This window comes from Janthinobacterium sp. SUN120 (genome assembly GCF_030397735.1).
GTDB lineage: Bacteria > Pseudomonadota > Gammaproteobacteria > Burkholderiales > Burkholderiaceae_D > Janthinobacterium > Janthinobacterium kumbetense.
This window is the reverse complement of the sequence record NZ_JAPUBW010000002.1, coordinates 842,431-859,712: the sequence shown is the minus strand read 5'-3', so window position 1 is coordinate 859,712 and position 17,282 is coordinate 842,431. Positions and strand designations below refer to the sequence as shown.

Below are 17,282 nucleotides of genomic sequence, written 5' to 3'. Positions count from 1 at the left end.
TCGTTGCGCGGCAGTGTTTACTCTGGCACCTGGCGCGCATACACGACCAGCCGCAGGTGGCGGTCCGCATCGATGGTCAGCGAGGTGTGCTCATATGCGATGCCTTCGCCGCCGACGTCCAGGCAGCGCACGCCGGCACATGGCGCATGCACGTCGTGGCGGCGCCACCACAGCTTGAATTCGGGCGAGACTTTTTCCAGTTCGTCCACCAGCGCATGGATGTCCGCTTCCTGTGTGGCGCGCGCATAGTCGCGGCGAAAGCTCGACAGCATCAGCGGCGCCTGCTCTTCCCAGCCGATGAAGCGCGAGCGCAGCAGCGGATCGGTAAACAAGAGCCATAGCAGATTGCGCCGCGCCGGCACATGCGCGCCGAAGCCGAACAGGGCGTCCGCGCCCGCATTGAACGCCAGCACGTCCCAGCGCAGGTTGAGCACATACGCGGGATGCGCCAGTTCGTGCATCAGGCGGCGCACCAGCGGCGGCACCACGCAAAACGTCTTGCCCTCTTCGGCCGGCGGACGCGCATGCGCGAGCAGGAACAGGTGGCGGCGTTCGCCCGCGTCCAGTTTCAGCACTTCGGCCAGCTTGTCGAGAAAGGCGCTCGAGACGCCGATGTCGCGCCCCTGTTCCAACCAAGTGTACCAGGTCAGTCCCACGCCGGCCAGCGCCGCCACTTCTTCGCGGCGCAAGCCGGGCGTCCTGCGCCGCCCGCCGCCGGGCAAGCCCACGTCTTCCGGCGACAGGCGTGCGCGGCGCGCCTGCAGGTAGGCGGCCAGTTCGTGGCGGGTGCGGGCCAAAGTGCGCATGGTGCTGCCTTTCAGGTAAGCCTGTTGCTATCAGTAATAGCATAAACAGTTAAATTGTAATTGTTTATATTGTATTCCAGAATGCCTGCTTTCTTCCCGAAGGCTTGCCCATGTCCGATTATTCTTCTCACGCCAGTACTGGCACTTCCGCCGCCGTGCTGCCCGCCACCGTCTACCTGATCGCCGTGGGCGCGTTCGCGCTGGGCATGGCGTCGTATGTGACGGCAGGCTTGATGCCGATGATCGCCGGCGCGTTTTCCGTTTCCCTGGCGATGGCGGCGCAACTGGTGACGGCGTTTACGCTGGCCTATGGCCTCGGCTCGCCGCTGATGGTGGCCTTGCTGCCGGCGCGCGCGCAGCGCTCCGGCCTTTTGGTCGCCCTGGGCGTGTTCGTGCTGGCGAACGGGGCCAGCGCGCTGGCGCCCGGTTTCAGCAGTCTGCTGGCATGGCGCGCCATCGCCGGCATCGGTGCGGGTGTGTACCTGGCGCTGGGCATCGCGGCGGCGGCGGGCGTGTCGGCGCCGCAGCAGCGGGGCAAGGCCATCGGCGCGATCATGGGCGGCATGGCGGGCGGCACGGTGCTGGGCGTGCCCTTGAGTTTGCTGCTGGCGCAGCAGCTGGGCTGGGCCGCGGCCCTGTGGCTGGTGGCGCTTCTCGGTGCGCTGGCGCTGGCGGGCTTGCTGTGGAAGCTGCCCGCGCTGCCTGCCGCATCGTCCGCGCCGGCCATCTCGCTGCGCCGCAAGCTGGCCTTGCTGGCCGACGGGCAGGTGCTGGCCATCCTGCTCGTTTCCTTGCTGGCGGCCGTCGCCAGCCTGGGCATGTACACCTTCATTGCGCCGCTGCTGGCGTGGTCGGCGCAGGGCTTGGCGATCTCCGCCACGCCCTTCCTGTGGGCGTGGGGCGTGGGGGGGATCGTTGGCAGCGTACTGGTCGGGCCATGGGCGGACAAGGTGGCGGCGCCGAAACTGACCTGGCTCATCTTGCTGCTGCTGGCGCTGGCCTTGGGCGCGCTGCCGCTGGCGGCCGGCTGGTCGGCCTGGCTGATGCTCGCGCCTATCGTGCTGTGGGGCGCGGCCGGCTGGGCCCTGCAAGTGCCGCAAAACCAGCAATTGCTGGCCGTGCGCGCGCGCCAGGGCGACGGCAACCTGGCCATCGCCCTCAACGAATCGGCGCTGTACCTGGGCAGCGCCATCGGCGCCGCCACGGGCGGGGTGCTGCTCCTGCTGGACTGGCCCATGTGGCTGCTGGCGGCCGGCGCCGCCCTGGTCGCCGCCGCCGCCTTGCTGCTGCAGTTGCCGGCGGCGCGGCGCGGCTAGCCTTTCTTCGCCAGTTGCATACCCACGGGCAGGGCGCGGATGCGCTTGCCCGTGGCGGCGAAGATGGCGTTGCACAGGGCGGGCGCGATGGGCGGCGTGGCCGGCTCGCCCACGCCGCCCAGCTCCATGTCCAGGGTGCCCGGCACCAGGTGCGTGTGGATCACGCGCGGCGCGTCGGCGGCGCGCAGCACGGCGTAGTCGTGGAAATTGCTTTGCTCGACCCGGCCATTTTTAAAGCTGATTTCGCCGCTCATGGCCAGGGACAGGCCCATGATGCAGGCGCCCTCGATCTGCGAGCGCACGCGGTCCGGGTTGATCTGCGGGCCGCAATCCATGGCGATGTCGACCCTGGGCACGATGACTTCGCCGGCCGCATTGATCTCCACTTCGATCACGGCCGCCACATAGGTAACGAAACTGTAGGACACGGCCAGGCCCAAGCCCCGTCCCTTGGGCAGCTTGCGGCCCCAGCCCGCCTTGGCCGTCGCCAGCTCGATCACGTGGCGCATGCGGCCGATATCGACCGGATACTTCGCCGGGTCTTCGCCATAGTTCCAGCCGTCGGACAGGTCGGCCGGGTTGATCTTGCGCGCGGGGCCCAGGAGCGCCAGCAGGTAGTCGCGGTGGTCCTTCTTCGCCGCATGCGCCAGTTCGGCCGTGAACGACTGGATGGCAAACGCGTGCGGGATGTTCGACACGGAACGGAACCAGCCGATGCGCGTGTGGGCAGGCACCTCGGGCACTTCGACGCGGATGTTCGCAATGGCGAACGGCACGTTGATCGCCGACATGCCCAGTTCGAACGGCGCCTGCTTGTTCGCGCCGGCGGCGAAGGTCGACGTGATGGTGGGGGCGGCCGTGCGGTGCAGCCAGGCCGTCGGCATGCCTTTCGCGTCGAGCGACGCTTCCAGCCGTTCGACCGATACCGTATGCAGGTAGTCGTGCTGCAGGTCGTCGTCGCGCGTCCACGTCAGCTTGACGGGCGCGCCATCCATGGCTTTCGACAGCAGTGCCGCCTCGACGGCGAAATCGGGTTTCGATTTGCGCCCGAAGCCGCCGCCGAGCAGGGTCACGTGGACGGTCACGTCGTCATACGTCAGGCCCAGGGCCTTGGCCACGTTGCTGCGCGTCGCCTGCGGCGCCTGCACGCAGGCCCACACTTCGGCCTTGCCGTTGGCGATGCGCACGGTGGCGGCGGGCGGCTCCATGGTGGCGTGGGCCAGGTGGGGCAGATAGTACTCGGCGCTGAATTTTCGCGCGGCGGGAGCGGCGGCCAAGGTCGCCACCGTCTTGCCCTGGTCGCGCGCCGGGTTGGCCGGCTGGCGCACGGCCGCTTCCAGCGTCTTGCGGAAGGCTTTCGAATCGTAGCCGCCATTCGGACCGTCGTCCCATTCCAGCACCAGCGCTTCGCGGCCCTTGATGGCGGCCCAGGTGTTGCTGGCGATGACGGCCACGCCGCCCAGGGGATTGAACATGGCCGGCGGCGGGCTGCCCGCCAGTTCGACGATGCGCAGCACGCCCGGCACTTTCAGGGCCGCCGTCTTGTCCACGCTTTTCAGCTTGCCGCCGAAGACGGGCGGACGGGCGATGACGGCATACGCCATGCCATCGAGGCGCGTGTCGATGCCGAAGTGGGTGTTGCCCGTGACGATGTCGTGCAAGTCGATGCCGCGCGTGCTGGTTTGCCCGATGTAGCGCAGCTCGCCCGCCGTTTTCAGGCTGATGCGCGCGCGTGGCGGCACGGGCAATCTGGCCGCGTCTTCGGCCAGCGGGCCGAAGGACAGCGAGCGTCCGCTGGCCGCATGCACGACCGCGTGATTGACGGCTTTCACTTCGGTCACGGGTACGTCCCAGCGCACGGCGGCCGCCGTTTCCAGCATCAGGCGCGCTGTGGCGCCCACGTGGCGCATGGCGCGGAACGAGTGGCGCATGCTGCGCGAGCCGTCCGTATCCTGGCTGCCGTAGCGCGCTTCGTCGGCGGGCGCCTGCTGCACGCGCACCTGCGCCCAGTCGGCGCCCAGTTCGTCGGCCGCCACCATGGGCAGGCTGGTGCGGATGCCCTGGCCCATTTCGGAGCGGTGCGCCACGATGGTGACGATGCCGTCGGCGCCGATCGACAGGAAGACCAGGGTGTCGTCGACCACGCCGCCAGCCATATTGTCGCCGCCGTATTTGACGGCATCGGCCGCCATCACGAGGCCGGAAGGGCCGGCCACCAGGGTCAAGCCGGCCAGCGCGCCGGCGGCCTTGAGCCAGTTGCGCCGCGCAGGCGAATGTGCGGCGGCAGTGTCATGCATGCTCATTTGGCCGCTCCTTTTGCGTGGATGCTGCTTGCGGCCTGCTTGATGGCCGCGTGGATGCGCGTGTAGGTGCCGCAGCGGCAGATATTACCGCTCATCGCTTCGCGGATTTGCTGGTCGTTCGGTCTTGGCGTCTTGTGGAGCAGGGCCGTGGCCGACATGATTTGCCCGGCCTGACAGTAACCGCATTGTGGCACGCCGTGTTCCTGCCAGGCTTGTTGCAGCGCAAGGCCGACCTTGTCTTCGCCCACCGCTTCGATGGTGGTGATCTTCTTGCCTGCGGCGGCCGACATGGGCGTCACGCAGGAGCGGATGGCTTCGCCATCGAGGTGCACGGTGCAGGCGCCGCACAGGGCCATGCCGCAGCCGAATTTGGTGCCGGTCATGCCCAGTTCGTCGCGCAGGGCCCACAGCAGGGGCGTGTCTTCAGGCAGTGCAAGGTCGTGCTGCTTGCCATTGATGGTCAGGGTCGTCATGTGTATTCCTCGGAGTGGGGATGGTGCGGGACAGCGCGACGGCCATCCGCCAAACGGATTAGCGCATCAGTAGGGGATGGTAGCACCGCTCGCCCCGCGCTGCAGGAGATGGCGCCAGTGGCATACTGCGGTTTCTGATATCGGAGTTTTCCATGACATACCCCACAACGGCGCCGGGCTTGCCCGACATCCTCGCTCCCGGCTTGCAGGTGGTTTTTTGCGGCCTCAATCCCGGCGTGGACGCGGCGGCGGCCGGCCACCATTTTCTCGGCCGCGGCAACCGCTTCTGGCCCGTGCTGCACCTGGCCGGCTTCACGCCGCACCTGGTGGCGCCGCAGGACGATGCCAGCGTGCTCGGTTTCGGGCTGGGCTTGACGGCGGCCGTCGGGCGTCCGACCAGCCGCGCTGAGCAGGTGGGGAAGGACGAATTTGCGCAAGCGGCGGCGGGCCTGCGGCACAAGCTGGCATGGGCGCAGCCGCAGTGGATCGCCTTCCTGGGCAAGGCCGCCTACGCGGCGATGACGGGAAAACGCCAGCTGGAGTGGGGTGAGCAGCCAGAGCGCTTCGGCGGCGCGCGCGTGTGGATCTTGCCCAATCCGAGTGGCCTCAATCGCGGCTATTCGAAGGAGCGGCTGGTCGACGCATATGCGGAACTCAAGCGCGCGCTGGGCTGATACTTGACTGGCGTTCAGCGCACTTGCGCATGGATGGAGGGGCTTAGCGGGCTTGCTCCAGCTGCGCGTACACGGCGTCGGCGATCTTGCCCAGTTCCCGTTTGGGCAGGCTCGCCGAGAGGGCATAACCGAGCTGGCCGTCGATCCAGTAAAACACGCTCAGGTCCTTTTCCTGCGTATAGCGGAAAGCCGTTTCCTGCCTGCCCGCCCGTTCCTTGGCCACGTACAGGGTCAGGCGCTTGCCACCGCCATCTTCGTACATGAATTGCGCAACGGGGCCATCGCCATCGCCGGGCAGCAAGCGCCCGCCGATCAGGTGATAGCCGAGTGGCGACAGCGCGGGCGGCTGCAGTTGCGTGCCCAGGCGTTTCGACAGCCATTGCACCAGGTGCGCTTCCTGCGCCGCTCCGACCTCGACGGGGTGGCGCACTTCGGGCGTGTAGACGGCATGGGCGATGGCGGCGCTGCGCGCCAGGGTCAGGGGGCTGGCGCTGGCGCTCGTGCCATCGCTGCCGCGCAGCAGCCAGCCGCCCGCGCCGCCGGCGATGAGCAGCACGATGGCCGCTGCCGCCTGCATGGCGGGGCGGCGCCAGGCGCCGTTCGCCGCCGCTGGCGATGCCGCCTGCCGCAGGGCCGGCGGCACGGCTTCGTCCAGCACGGGATCGAACAGGGCGCGCAATTGCCGGTTCTGTTCGCTCCACGCGTCCACCCTGGCGGCGTCCTCGGGATGCGCGCGCAGGTGGGCGTCGATGGCCGCGCGCTGCTCCTCGGGCAGGACGCCGTCGGCCAGGGCGTGCAATTGCGCTTCGCTGATGGCTTGCATTATCATTTCACGACTTTCAGGGTAGGGGCGCCTTGGCTGCCGGCAGGGCGGCCGTCGAGCAGTTCGCGCAGCCGCTCGCGCCCGCGCGACAGCCGCGACATGACGGTGCCGACGGGGATACCCAGCGTGGACGCCACCTGTTCGTACGGCATCTGCTCCAGCGCGACGAGCAGGATGACTTCGCGCTGCCCCAGCGGCAAACGGGCCAGCGCCGCATCCATTTCGCCGATGGCGATGGCCTGTCCCGGCGCGCGCTCCGGCGCAGGCAGCAGGGCGTCGTCGTCGAGCTCCTGCAGCGCCAGGCCGGGGCGGCGCAGTTGATCCACGTGCAGGTTATGCATGATGGAAAACAGCCAGGGCCGCATCTCGCCACCGCGCTGCCACTGGTCGAACTTGCGCCAGGCCCGCTCCACGGTGTCCTGCACCAGGTCGTCCGCGTGCGCGGCGCCCGCCAGCGCGCGCGCGTAACGGCGCAGGCCGGGCAGGCAGGCTTGCAGCTGGCGGCTGTCCTCTTGCGTGGTCATCGTAGCGGCGGGATGGCGTGCTTAAGGCTTGACGACGTGCCACACGTTCTTGAAATTGTCGCCGGCCGCGTCGCCCGGTTTCTTGTCTTCCTTGTACAGGTACAGGGGCTTGCCCTTGTAGGTCAGCTGCATGGCGCCGTTGTCTTCGCGCTTGATGCTGCCATACGGGGCGGCGGGCGCCGCTTCGGTGGCGATGACGGCGGGCCAGGCCACCAGGCAGCCGCCGCTGCAGGCGCTCTTGCCGCTGTCGGCGACATCCTTGTCGAACACATACACGGTCATGCCGCTGGCGTTGACCAGCATGCCGTTGGCGGGCATGGCGTCGGCCGCAAAGGCCAGCGGGGCGGACAAGGCGGTGAAAAGGGCGGTGGCGGCAAAAGTGGTAAAGCGCATGGTGGTCTCCTTGAGGTTTTGGGGGCTTGCAAGGGATAGACGCGTGCCGCCCGCCGTTTATTCCCCGGCCGGCAAAATATTTTTTTCCGGCGCGTGCAGGCTGGCCCACAGGTGGGCGGCGGCCATGGTGCGGTGCGGCGCGTACTGGCGCAGCCACTGCTCCGTGCGCGCCATGTCCGGCTTGACCTCTTCGCCGAGCAGCTTTTGCAGGGCGGCGCGGATGGCCACGTCGCCGTGCAGCGAGCAGTCGGCATAGCCGTAGCCGCGCAGCAGCGCATAGTTGACGGTCCACGGGCCGATGCCCTTCACGGCCAGCAGCGCCTGCGAAATGGCCGCCACGTCGCCGGAGGGGGGCAGCTCCAGCGACAGTTCCCCATCGTTGACGAGATGCGCCAGGCGCAGCACGGTTTCCGCCTTGGCGCGCGAGAATTTGCGGCTCGTCAAATCCTCGACGGATAGCCGCGCCACGTCGCGCGCCTCCGGGTAGCACCACAAGCCGCTGCCATGCTGGCGTCCCGCCTGCACGATGAAGGTGCGGCGCAGGGAAATGGCGAACGACAGGTTGATTTGCTGGCCGATGATGGCCCAGGTCAGCGCTTCGAAGGGGCTGGCCGATTGCACGATGCGCAAGCCCGGGTTGACGCGGATCAAGGGCGCCAGCAGCGGGTCGGCGGCGGCCAGTTGCGCGAACGGCTGCGGGTCGATGCGCAGGCCGAGGATGTTCAGCAGGGCGCCGTGCAGCGGCGTTTGCAGGTCGGCGACGGTGTCGTCATTGTCGTCGAGGTCTGCCTGGCAAATGGCGGCATCCTGCGTGAAGGCCACGTCCAGTATGACGGGGACGCCGGCAAGCAGGATGCCCTTGCGCAGGCCTGTCGGCGTGACTTGTTCCGCCACGGCTTGCGTATCCCGGCTGTGGAAGGCGATGACATCGTCGCGGCGGTAGCCGGCGGGCAGGGGGAGGGTCCAGTGCAGCAGGGTCATGGCGGGCCAAAGTCGGGGAAGGTATCAGGGGGACGATGCTGGCGCATCCCGTTTCTTGCTTTGCAGGCGTCAGCGCACGCAGAGGTCAGGGTTGGGCGGCGTCAAGGCGGCCGCGTGCTGGATTTGCAGCGCATCGGGCACGCCGTTTTTCACGGCCGTCAGTTCGGCCAGGATGGAAATGGCGATTTCGGCCGGCGTCTTGCTGCCGATGTACAGGCCGATGGGGGCGTGCAGGCGCGCCAGCTGCTCGGTGCTGACGTCGAACTGCAGCAGCCGTTCGCGCCGCTTGGCGTTATTCGCGCGCGAGCCGATGGCGCCCACGTAGAACGCTGGGGATTTCAATGCTTCCATCAGGGCCAGGTCGTCGAGCTTGGGGTCGTGCGTGAGGGCGACGACGGCGCTGCGGCTGTCGAGCTTTAATTCCAGCACCAGGTCGTCCGGCATGGCGTGCAGCAGGGGCACGCCCGGTACGTTCCAGCCGCCCCGGTATTCCTCGCGCGGGTCGCAGACGATGACGTGGTAATCCATGGCCGTGGCGATTTGCGCCACGAAGCGCGACAGCTGGCTGGCGCCGATGATCAGCAAGCGCCAGCGCGGGCCATGCTGCGTGGTGAGCGCCCCGTCTTCCAGGGCCAGCACGGCGCCCGGCGCGGCGCGGCGCAGGGTGACCGCGCCGCTGCGCAGATCGAGGCGGCGCTCGACGAGTTCATGGGCTTCCAGGCGCGCCAGCAGTTCGGCCACGCGGCTGCCCGCGTGCAGCGGCTCGATGGCCAGTTCGATGGTGCCGCCGCAGGGCAGGCCGAAGCGGTGCGCCTCGTCGGCGCTGATGCCGTAGCTGACGATTTCGGGCTGCCTGCGCACGATGCCGTGCATGCGCACGGTGTCGATCAGGTCATCTTCGATGCAGCCGCCGGACACGGAACCGACCACTGTGCCATCGTCGCAGATGGCCAGGGTGGCGCCCACGGGACGGGGGCTGGAACCCCAGGTCTTGATGACGGTGACGAGTTCGCAGCGGCGGCCGGCGGCGAGCCAGGCGGCGCTGGTTTTCAGAACTTCAAGGTCGATGCTGTCCATGGCGCGCGCGAGTTACATGCCGCATGTTTGCGGCAAAGTATGGAAAAGTATTTAAGATTGTGGATATACTACCTGTTCCACCACCCTGCGGAGAATTTTCATGTCAAATGAAGTCAAGACGCAAGAAGAGGGTATCCCCAAGTTCGGCAAGTTGCTCATTGTCCTGTTCCTAGCCGTCGTGTTCTGCGGTGCCCTGACCTGGATCATGGGCACCTACTTCCCCAACTTCCCGGGAGCCTGAGCAAACCCTGTTTGATCAGGATTGAGCACAGTGAGCATCGCAGACCGCAAAGCGCGACGCGCAGTAGCTTATGGCAGGCGTTTTAAGGCTTGAGCGGTTTCTTCGCCGCCTGCTTGGCGCGCACGTCGGTGACGGCGCGGTTGACGGCGGCCATGCGCGAGTTGGTGCCCGGATGCAGCGCCGTGTAGCCGTTGGCGACTGTGGCCGGCACTTGCGTGGCCAGGCCCTGCCAGAAGCGGGCCGCGTTGTCGACGTTGTAGCCGGCGCGCGCCAGCAGGTAGATGGCCAGCGTGTCGGCTTGCACGTCGAGTTCCTGCGGCATGGCCTTGATGCCGGCGGCGCCCGTCAGCATCGACACGTCGGGCTGCACGGCGCCCAGGCTGTCGATGATGCTGCCGGCCGTCCCTGCCGTGCGCTGGCTGCGCGCATGGTCGAGGATGTTGTGCGCCATTTCGCGGGCGATGACAAAGGCGATGCCTTCGTCGTTTTGCGCCGCATTGACCATGCCGCGCGTGAGCATGATGCGCGCGCCGTCCGAGTAGGCGTTGATATTGTCCGCATTGCCCAGCGCGACGCGGAAGGCGCAGGCGCGCGTGACGGGAATCTTCAGGTCCTGCTGCTGACCGTCGCGAGCGATGGTCATGTTCAGACTGGCGCTTTTCGAGGCCAGCGGGCCGACGATGGCGCCAAACGGGCCTTCCGCCTTCGGGCCGGCCGGGAGCGGCTTGCCTTCGGCTGCCAGCAAGCCGTCGCCCTTGCGCAAGCCGGCGCGTGCGGCGCCGCTGCCCGGCAAGACGCCGGAGACTTGCATCTGTTCGCCGTAGCCGAGGGCCGCCTGCGCCGCGTCGGCATAGATGCCGGGGTAGGAATACTTGTTTTGCGCCGTGAAGCCCAGCAAGTTGCGCGCATACGTCTTGCACAGGTCCGCATTGTTGATCAGCAGGGGCGCCGAGACTTTCGACAGGCGGTCCTGCAGCGCCACCATCTTCACCAGTTCTTCCTGCGCCGCCTTTTGCTGCGCCGTCGGGGCGGGCGCATCGGGCGCCGGCACCACGTTGAACGGGCCGCTGACATGCGTCGTTGGCGTGGTACAGCCGGCCAGCATGGCCGCGCCGGCCAGCAGCAGGGGAGTGGCCAGTTGGCGCAGCGAAGTTGGGGCTGTGATCAGATGGCGGAAACCTGGCATGAGAAAATCCTTAATGTTTGCCGGTGCTGCCGAAACCGCCAACACCGCGTTCGCTGTCGCCGAATTCCTCGACGACGTTAAAGCCCACTTGCAGCACCGGCACGATAATCAGTTGCGCCAGGCGTTCCATGGGATTGAGCGTGAAAGCGCTCTGGCCCCGGTTCCAGGTCGATACCATCAGCTGGCCCTGGTAATCGGAGTCGATCAAGCCTACCAGATTCCCCAATACGATGCCGTTTTTGTGGCCCATGCCGCTGCGCGGCAGGATCATGGCCGCATACGAGGGGTCGCCGATGTGGATGGCCAGGCCCGTGGGAATGAGCACGGTCTGGCCGGCTTCGATGGTGATCGCCTCGTCGATGCAGGCGCGCAGGTCCAGGCCGGCGCTGCCTGGGGTGGCGTAGGCCGGCAGCATTTCTTTCATGCGGGCGTCGAGGATCTTGATGTCGATATTTTTCATTAATCTAACTAACTAAGCTAAGTCGTGTAAAAGGTTATTTGAGCAGCGAATTCTTGGCCAGCCGCTTCGAGATTTCCGAAATCAGCTGGCGCGCCAGGTTCAGTTTCGAGGCGCGCGGCAGCACGGTATGGCCTTCTTCGTCGAACAGGATGATGGTGTTGTCATCCTGGCCAAAGGTGTTCTGACCGATATTGCCGACCAGCAAGGGGATGCCCTTCTTTTCGCGCTTGGTCGAGCCGAATTCCACCAGGTTTTCCGATTCGGCGGCAAAACCGACACAGTACGGATAGCCGGCCAGGTTGGTGCGCGCCGCCACAGTGGCCAGGATGTCGGGGTTTTGCGCGAACTGCAGTTCGGGCACGGAGCCGTCGGCCTGTTTTTTCATCTTTTGTTCGCTGGCGTTGGCCACGCGCCAGTCGGCCACGGCGGCCACGGCGACGAAGACATGCTGGCCGTCGACGTGGGCGAGTACCGCGTCGTGCATCTGCTGCGCGCTTTGCACGTCGATGCGGCGTACGCCGAAGGGGGCGTCCAGGGCCGTGGGGCCGGAAATGAGCAGCACCTCGGCGCCCGCTTCGCGCGCCGCGCGCGCCACCGCATAGCCCATCTTGCCCGAGGACAGATTGGTGATGCCGCGCACGGGGTCGATGGCTTCGAACGTGGGGCCGGCCGTGACCAGCACGCGCTTGCCCGCCAATACCTTAGGCTGGAAGGCGGCGATCAGCTCCGTCAGCAGCTGTTCCGGTTCCAGCATGCGGCCCAGGCCTGTTTCACCGCACGCCTGTTCGCCGGCGGCCGGGCCGAACAGCTTGATACCGTCGTCGCGCAGCTGCTGCACATTGCGTTGCGTGGCGGGGTTTTGCCACATTTCCACGTTCATGGCCGGCGCCACCAGCAGGGGCAGGTGGGATGGACGGGCCAGGCACAGGGTCGACAGCAGGTCGTCGCACACGCCGTGCGCCAGCTTGCGCATGAAGTCGGCCGAACACGGCGCGATCAAAATCGCGTCCGCATGGCGCGTCAAATCGATATGCGCCATGTTGTTGGCTATGCGCGCATCCCACTGGCTCGTGTGCACGGGGTGGCCGGACAGGGCCTGCATCGTGACGGCCGTGATGAAGTGGCTGGCCGCATCCGTCATCACCACCTGCACCGAGGCGCCTGCTTTTGTGAGCGCGCGGCACAATTCCGCCGCCTTGTAGCAGGCGACGCCGCCCGAGAGTCCCAGGACGATTTTTTTGCCGGACAGTTCCATGCCGTTCTCCTGCGTGTTTATTTGTTTACCCGGCGCAGTTCATCGATGATGAACAGGGCCGCGCCGATGCAGATGGCGCTGTCGGCGATATTGAAAGCGGGGAAATGGCCCCAGCTTTTCCAGTGGAAGTCGAGGAAATCGACCACGTGGCCGTACATCAGGCGGTCGATGGCGTTGCCCAGCGCGCCGCCGAGGATCAGTGACAGGGCCCAGCAGAACATGCGCTGGCCCGCGTGCTTTTTCAGCAGGTAGATGATGTAGATGGCGGCCGCCAGGGCGATGCCGGTGAAGAAATAGCGCTGCCAGCCGCCCTGGTCGGACAGGAAGCTGAATGCGGCGCCCTTGTTATACGCGAGCACCAGGTTGAAATACGAGGTGATGACCATTTCCTGCGCATAGCGGAAGGTCTTCAGGATCGTGATCTTGGTGATCTGGTCGAACAGGATGACGATGGCGGCAATGCCCAGCCACAGCGTCAGCGGCGATTGCGGTTTCGATGAAAAACGGTTTTTAGTGGCCATATTTTTCCAGGGAAGATAAAGCCGCCGCCTGGCAGCAGGCGGCGGTTGGACGGATAGCATACAACGGCGGGCAAAATCGTAGCGAGCGGCAGCGATTTGTGGCCGAGAAGCGCAACCGTACTCTAGTACGGTGAGCATCGCAGGCCGCAAATCGCGACGCGCAGCAGATTTTGACGCCGTTGTTTAGGCGAAGCGGCGAACTTCGCCCTTGCCAAACAGGTTGCTGACGCAGCGGCCGCACAGGGTGGCATGCGCGGCGTCCGTGCCCACGTCGCTGCGGTAGTGCCAGCAGCGCTCGCACTTCGGCGCCGTCGACGCGGCCACGACCACTTCCTCGGCCGCTTCGTCGGCCACTTCGGCCACGCTTGCCTGCGAGGTGATGAAGACAAACTTCAAGTCGTCGCCCAGGGTCGTCAACAGCTTGTACTTCATCGGCGCGGCCTTGATCGTCAGTTCCGCCTGCAGCGACGAGCCGATGGCGCCCGAGGTGCGCAAGTCTTCCAGCTGTTTTGTGACGTCCGTGCGCACGGCGCGCAGGGCCGTGTATTTCTCCAGCAGGTCGGCCGCATCCGCCACTTCCGGCAGCTGCCACCAGGTTTGCGTGAAGATGGTTTCATCGCTGGCGGCATACGCTTCGCTGCCGGCGAAGACGGCCCACGCTTCCTCTGCCGTGAACGACAGGGCCGGGGCCATCAGGCGCAGCAGGCTTTGCGTGATGTGCCACAGGGCCGTCTGCGCGGAACGGCGCGCGTGCGACGTCAGGCCGGAGGTGTACAGGCGGTCCTTCAGGATGTCCAGGTAGAAGCCGCCCAGGTCTTCCGAGCAGTACGTCTGCAGCTTCGACACGACCGGGTGGAATTCGTAGCGCGCGTAGTTGTTCTCGATCTGCGTTTGCAGCGAGGCCATGTTGGCCAGCGCATAGCGGTCGATTTCGAACATCTCGGCGACCGGCACGGCGTCCGTGGCCGGATTGAAGTCCGAGGTGTTCGCCAGCAGGAAGCGCAGGGTGTTGCGGATGCGGCGGTACGATTCCGTCACGCGTTTCAGGATTTCGTCGGAGATCGACAGTTCGCCCGTGTAGTCGGTCGAGGCGATCCACAGGCGCAGGATGTCCGCGCCCAGGGTGTCCGAGATCTTTTGCGGCGCCAGCGTGTTACCCAGCGACTTCGACATCTTCTTGCCTTCGCCATCGACCGTGAAGCCGTGCGTCAGCAGGGCCTTGTACGGCGGACGGCCATTGAGCATCGACGACACGAGCAGCGACGAGTGGAACCAGCCGCGATGCTGGTCCGAGCCTTCCAGGTACAGGTCGGCCGGGAATTGCAGCTGCGTCGAGTGCGAACCGTGCGCTTGCGGGCCGCCCAGCACCGTCTGGTGCGTGGCGCCGGAATCGAACCACACGTCCAGCGTGTCCTTGTTCTTCGCGTAGATGGCCGCTTCGTCGCCGATCAGGTCAGCCAGGTCCAGCGCCTGCCAGGCCTCGATGCCACCTTTTTCGATCAGCTTGGCCACTTGCTCCAGCAGTTCCGGCGTGCGCGGATGCAGGTCGCCCGTTTCCTTGTGCACGATGAAGGCCATCGGCACGCCCCACTGGCGCTGGCGCGACAGGGTCCAGTCGGGACGGTTGGCGATCATGCCGTGCAGGCGCGCCTGACCCCAGTCCGGGAAGAACTCGGTGTCGGCGATGCCTTTCAAGGCCGTTTCGCGCAAGGTCGCGCCGCCGTCCTTCGGCGTCACGTCCATGCCGGCAAACCACTGCGAGGTGGCGCGGTAGATGATCGGCGTCTTATGGCGCCAGCAATGCATGTAGCTGTGGTCGAACATCTTGACTTCGAACAGCGCACCGGCTTCGCGCAGGGCGTTGCAGATCGGCTTCGACGCTTCCCAGATGGTCATGCCGCCGAACAGGGGCAGGGTCGAGGCGAACTTGCCGTCGCCCATGACGGGTTTGATGATGTCGTCGTCCTTCATGCCGTGCGCCTTGCACGAGATGAAGTCGTCCAGGCCGTAGGCTGGCGCCGAGTGCACCACGCCCGTGCCGCTTTCCGTGGTCACGTATTCGGCCAGGTACAAGGGCGACAGGCGGTCGTAGAAGGCGTCGGCCGCATGCAGCGGGTGGCGGAAGCTGATGCCGGCCAGGGCCGCGCCGTCGCAGGTGGCGATGGTCGTGCCATCGAGCTTGAAGCGCGCCAGGCTGGCCACGACCAGGTCTTGCGCCAGGATCAGCAGCAGCGGCTGGCCATCGCGCTCGGCTTTCACCAGCGCGTACTTGACTTCCGGGTGCACGTTCAGCGCCTGGTTCGACGGGATGGTCCACGGCGTGGTGGTCCAGATGACGATGAAGCCGTTATCGGTCGGCAGGGAAGGCAGGCCGAAGGCGGCCGCCAGTTTTTCCGGCTCGGCGAACTTGAATCCGACGTCGATGGCGGGATCGCGTTTTTCCGCGTATTCCACTTCCGCCTCGGCCAGCGCCGACTGGCAGTCGAAGCACCAGTTGACGGGCTTCAAGCCGCGGTACACATAGCCTTTTTCCAGCAGCTTGCCCAGCGCGCGCAATTCGTCCGCTTCGTTGCCGTGCGCCATGGTCAGATACGGGTTGTCCCACTCGCCCAGCACGCCCAGGCGAATAAAATCCTTCTTCTGGCGCTCGACCTGCACATTGGCGTAGGCGCGGGCCTTTTCCAGCACTTCGGCCGTCGGCAGGTTCTTGCCGTGCAGTTTTTCGATCTGGATCTCGATCGGCATGCCGTGGCAATCCCAGCCCGGTACATACGGCGCGTCGAAGCCGGCCAGCGAGCGCGACTTGACGACCATGTCCTTCAGGATCTTGTTGACGGCGTGGCCCAAGTGGATATCGCCATTCGCATACGGCGGGCCGTCATGCAGGATGAATTTCGGACGGCCGGCGGCAGCCTTGCGTACGCGCTCGTAGATTTTCTTGTCTTGCCATTGCTGTACCCATTGCGGCTCGCGCTTGGCCATGTCGCCGCGCATCGGGAACGGGGTTTCCGTCATGTTGACCGGGTATTTGCTTTCAGGCTTCTTGTTCTGCTTGGGCGTGGCTGGCTTGTTTTGATCGGACATAATCTTCTTTAATGGTATGGAGTATATTTTTGCAGCGGGTTTGCGACGGCAAGTGCCGCCAGGCGGCGGAGTTGGCCGGCGTCAAATTCGGTCGGTGGCGGTAATGGCGCCGCTGCGCTGCTCAAAATAGGCGCGCGCCTGGTTCGAGTCGCGCTCGATGGCGGCCGTCAGGGTGGGCAAATCGTCGTACTTTTCTTCGTCGCGCAGCTTTTCCAGGAATTCCACGCGCACCAGCTTGCCGTAGCAGGATTGATTGAAATCAAACAGATGCACTTCCAGTAAGACGCGGCCGCTGTCGTCGACGGTGGGGCGCACGCCGAGGCTGGCCACGGCCGGCAGCGGCTGCGGCGTTAGGCCGTGCACTTGCACGATGAAGACGCCCGACAGGGCGGGACGGTGCGCCACGCGTAGGTTCAGGGTGGGGAAACCGAGGGTGCGGCCCAGTTTCTGGCCGTGGATGACATGGCCGGAAATGGCGTACGGATGGCCCAGCAGCTGCGTGGCCAGCGGGAAATCGCCGGCGGCCAGGGCCAGGCGCACGGCGGACGACGAGATGCGCGTGCTGCCGTTCATCACGGTAGGCAATGTTTCTACATGGAAACCATATTTGCGGCCCGCTTCCTGCAGCATGGCCACGTCGCCGGCGCGCCGGGCGCCATAGCAAAAGTCGTCGCCGACCATCAGCCATTTCACGTGCAAGCCGTCGACGAGGACTTTTTCCGTGAATTCCTGCGGCGTCAAGGCGGCAAACTGGGCGCTGAAGTGCTCGACGACGACACGGTCGATGCCGGCGTCATCCAGCGACTGCAGCTTGTCGCGCAAGTTGGCGATGCGCTGCGGAGCCTTGGACAGGTCGCCCGCGCGCTGCGCGAAGAATTCGCGCGGGTGCGGTTCGAACGTCATCACGGCCGCTTCAATGCCGAGTTCGGTCGCCGCGCCGCGCACGCGCGCCAGCAACGCTTGATGGCCGATGTGGACACCGTCAAAATTGCCGATGGTCAGAGCGCAAGGCGCTCGTGCCTGGGCATTGGGAAGTCCGCGGAATACCTTCATAGGAATCTGATGAAAAACTGTGCCAAAAGGGGGATTATACGGACTGTTTCAGGGATGCACACCCGGCAGGGCGGGCGCAGGGCGAATTTCACTGCTGAAATGATAAAAAGCG

The 17,282-nt window shown here is 66.0% G+C and carries 17 protein-coding genes; 3 read left to right on the top strand and 14 right to left on the bottom strand.

Features of this window, described 5'->3' with window-relative positions:
• Positions 1-17 precede the first annotated feature (17 nt).
• Complete coding sequence (locus O0879_RS13570; protein ID WP_289916888.1) at positions 18-806, bottom strand: helix-turn-helix transcriptional regulator; 789 nt, start codon at positions 804-806, stop codon at positions 18-20.
• A 110-nt stretch (positions 807-916) separates the two neighbouring features.
• Here O0879_RS13570 and O0879_RS13565 point away from each other — a divergent pair, with 110 nt between their 5' ends.
• Entirely contained in the window at positions 917-2,122 is a 1,206-nt protein-coding gene (locus O0879_RS13565) for an MFS transporter (protein WP_289916887.1), read from the top strand.
• On the opposite strand, the gene O0879_RS13560 is transcribed toward O0879_RS13565, so the two are convergent.
• Both O0879_RS13560 and O0879_RS13555 read right to left on the bottom strand, forming a co-directional pair.
• On the bottom strand, positions 2,119-4,425 hold the full coding sequence (locus tag O0879_RS13560; protein ID WP_289916886.1) for a xanthine dehydrogenase family protein molybdopterin-binding subunit: 2,307 nt from the start codon (positions 4,423-4,425) through the stop codon (positions 2,119-2,121). The two genes, O0879_RS13565 and O0879_RS13560, sit on opposite strands and share 4 nt — an antisense overlap.
• A complete protein-coding gene (locus tag O0879_RS13555; RefSeq protein ID WP_289903870.1) occupies positions 4,422-4,898 on the bottom strand; it encodes a (2Fe-2S)-binding protein in 477 nt (158 codons plus the stop codon). The genes O0879_RS13560 and O0879_RS13555 overlap by 4 nt, the downstream gene beginning before the upstream one ends.
• A 152-nt stretch (positions 4,899-5,050) precedes the next feature.
• On the opposite strand from O0879_RS13555, the gene mug reads away from it, so the two are divergent.
• On the top strand, positions 5,051-5,572 hold the full coding sequence (gene mug, locus O0879_RS13550) for a G/U mismatch-specific DNA glycosylase (protein WP_289916885.1): 522 nt from the start codon (positions 5,051-5,053) through the stop codon (positions 5,570-5,572).
• A 43-nt stretch (positions 5,573-5,615) separates the two neighbouring features.
• Here mug and O0879_RS13545 read toward each other — a convergent pair whose 3' ends face one another.
• The 5 genes from O0879_RS13545 to O0879_RS13525 all read right to left on the bottom strand — a co-directional run bounded on the left by O0879_RS13545 (position 5,616) and on the right by O0879_RS13525 (position 9,370).
• The gene (locus tag O0879_RS13545) at positions 5,616-6,395 is read right to left on the bottom strand and encodes an anti-sigma factor (RefSeq protein ID WP_354670186.1); all 780 of its coding nucleotides are present in this window, start codon (positions 6,393-6,395) and stop codon (positions 5,616-5,618) included.
• Between the two features lie 2 nt (positions 6,396-6,397).
• Positions 6,398-6,919 carry an RNA polymerase sigma factor gene (locus tag O0879_RS13540; RefSeq protein WP_289916883.1) on the bottom strand — a complete coding sequence of 174 codons (522 nt, stop codon included), beginning with the start codon at positions 6,917-6,919 and terminating at the stop codon, positions 6,398-6,400.
• A gap of 21 nt (positions 6,920-6,940) precedes the next feature.
• Positions 6,941-7,312, bottom strand: coding sequence for a hypothetical protein (locus O0879_RS13535; protein ID WP_289916882.1), 372 nt, complete (start codon positions 7,310-7,312; stop codon positions 6,941-6,943).
• Between the two features lie 57 nt (positions 7,313-7,369).
• Complete coding sequence (locus O0879_RS13530) at positions 7,370-8,293, bottom strand: DNA-3-methyladenine glycosylase 2 (RefSeq protein ID WP_289916881.1); 924 nt, start codon at positions 8,291-8,293, stop codon at positions 7,370-7,372.
• A 69-nt stretch (positions 8,294-8,362) separates the two neighbouring features.
• Positions 8,363-9,370, bottom strand: a complete 1,008-nt coding sequence (locus O0879_RS13525) for an XdhC family protein (RefSeq protein ID WP_289916880.1) — start codon at positions 9,368-9,370, stop codon at positions 8,363-8,365.
• A 100-nt stretch (positions 9,371-9,470) separates the two neighbouring features.
• Between O0879_RS13525 and O0879_RS13520 the strand changes: the two genes are divergently transcribed.
• Complete coding sequence (locus O0879_RS13520; protein ID WP_162835767.1) at positions 9,471-9,611, top strand: hypothetical protein; 141 nt, start codon at positions 9,471-9,473, stop codon at positions 9,609-9,611.
• A gap of 82 nt (positions 9,612-9,693) precedes the next feature.
• On the opposite strand, the gene O0879_RS13515 is transcribed toward O0879_RS13520, so the two are convergent.
• The 6 genes from O0879_RS13515 to O0879_RS13490 all read right to left on the bottom strand — a co-directional run bounded on the left by O0879_RS13515 (position 9,694) and on the right by O0879_RS13490 (position 17,170).
• The gene (locus O0879_RS13515) at positions 9,694-10,797 is read right to left on the bottom strand and encodes a M48 family metallopeptidase (protein WP_289916879.1); all 1,104 of its coding nucleotides are present in this window, start codon (positions 10,795-10,797) and stop codon (positions 9,694-9,696) included.
• A 10-nt stretch (positions 10,798-10,807) separates the two neighbouring features.
• On the bottom strand, positions 10,808-11,257 hold the full coding sequence (gene dut / locus O0879_RS13510; protein WP_099666823.1) for a dUTP diphosphatase: 450 nt from the start codon (positions 11,255-11,257) through the stop codon (positions 10,808-10,810).
• A 34-nt stretch (positions 11,258-11,291) separates the two neighbouring features.
• Positions 11,292-12,512 carry a bifunctional phosphopantothenoylcysteine decarboxylase/phosphopantothenate--cysteine ligase CoaBC gene (gene coaBC / locus O0879_RS13505; protein WP_099666824.1) on the bottom strand — a complete coding sequence of 407 codons (1,221 nt, stop codon included), beginning with the start codon at positions 12,510-12,512 and terminating at the stop codon, positions 11,292-11,294.
• Between the two features lie 17 nt (positions 12,513-12,529).
• Positions 12,530-13,033, bottom strand: coding sequence for a signal peptidase II (gene lspA, locus O0879_RS13500; protein WP_077407922.1), 504 nt, complete (start codon positions 13,031-13,033; stop codon positions 12,530-12,532).
• A gap of 183 nt (positions 13,034-13,216) precedes the next feature.
• Positions 13,217-16,117: an isoleucine--tRNA ligase gene (gene ileS, locus O0879_RS13495; protein ID WP_289898672.1), complete on the bottom strand. Its 2,901-nt coding sequence runs from the start codon at positions 16,115-16,117 to the stop codon at positions 13,217-13,219.
• A gap of 81 nt (positions 16,118-16,198) precedes the next feature.
• A complete protein-coding gene (locus tag O0879_RS13490) occupies positions 16,199-17,170 on the bottom strand; it encodes a bifunctional riboflavin kinase/FAD synthetase (protein ID WP_289916878.1) in 972 nt (323 codons plus the stop codon).
• Positions 17,171-17,282 lie beyond the last annotated feature (112 nt).

Coding starts and splice junctions, on each gene's coding strand:
- O0879_RS13570 (WP_289916888.1), bottom strand. CDS start 806: ATGCGCACTTTGGCCCGCACCCGCCACGAACTGGCCGCCTACCTGCAG.
- O0879_RS13565 (WP_289916887.1), top strand. CDS start 917: ATGTCCGATTATTCTTCTCACGCCAGTACTGGCACTTCCGCCGCCGTG.
- O0879_RS13560 (WP_289916886.1), bottom strand. CDS start 4,425: ATGAGCATGCATGACACTGCCGCCGCACATTCGCCTGCGCGGCGCAAC.
- O0879_RS13555 (WP_289903870.1), bottom strand. CDS start 4,898: ATGACGACCCTGACCATCAATGGCAAGCAGCACGACCTTGCACTGCCT.
- mug (WP_289916885.1), top strand. CDS start 5,051: ATGACATACCCCACAACGGCGCCGGGCTTGCCCGACATCCTCGCTCCC.
- O0879_RS13545 (WP_354670186.1), bottom strand. CDS start 6,395: ATGCAAGCCATCAGCGAAGCGCAATTGCACGCCCTGGCCGACGGCGTC.
- O0879_RS13540 (WP_289916883.1), bottom strand. CDS start 6,919: ATGACCACGCAAGAGGACAGCCGCCAGCTGCAAGCCTGCCTGCCCGGC.
- O0879_RS13535 (WP_289916882.1), bottom strand. CDS start 7,312: ATGCGCTTTACCACTTTTGCCGCCACCGCCCTTTTCACCGCCTTGTCC.
- O0879_RS13530 (WP_289916881.1), bottom strand. CDS start 8,293: ATGACCCTGCTGCACTGGACCCTCCCCCTGCCCGCCGGCTACCGCCGC.
- O0879_RS13525 (WP_289916880.1), bottom strand. CDS start 9,370: ATGGACAGCATCGACCTTGAAGTTCTGAAAACCAGCGCCGCCTGGCTC.
- O0879_RS13520 (WP_162835767.1), top strand. CDS start 9,471: ATGTCAAATGAAGTCAAGACGCAAGAAGAGGGTATCCCCAAGTTCGGC.
- O0879_RS13515 (WP_289916879.1), bottom strand. CDS start 10,797: ATGCCAGGTTTCCGCCATCTGATCACAGCCCCAACTTCGCTGCGCCAA.
- dut (WP_099666823.1), bottom strand. CDS start 11,257: ATGAAAAATATCGACATCAAGATCCTCGACGCCCGCATGAAAGAAATG.
- coaBC (WP_099666824.1), bottom strand. CDS start 12,512: ATGGAACTGTCCGGCAAAAAAATCGTCCTGGGACTCTCGGGCGGCGTC.
- lspA (WP_077407922.1), bottom strand. CDS start 13,033: ATGGCCACTAAAAACCGTTTTTCATCGAAACCGCAATCGCCGCTGACG.
- ileS (WP_289898672.1), bottom strand. CDS start 16,117: ATGTCCGATCAAAACAAGCCAGCCACGCCCAAGCAGAACAAGAAGCCT.
- O0879_RS13490 (WP_289916878.1), bottom strand. CDS start 17,170: ATGAAGGTATTCCGCGGACTTCCCAATGCCCAGGCACGAGCGCCTTGC.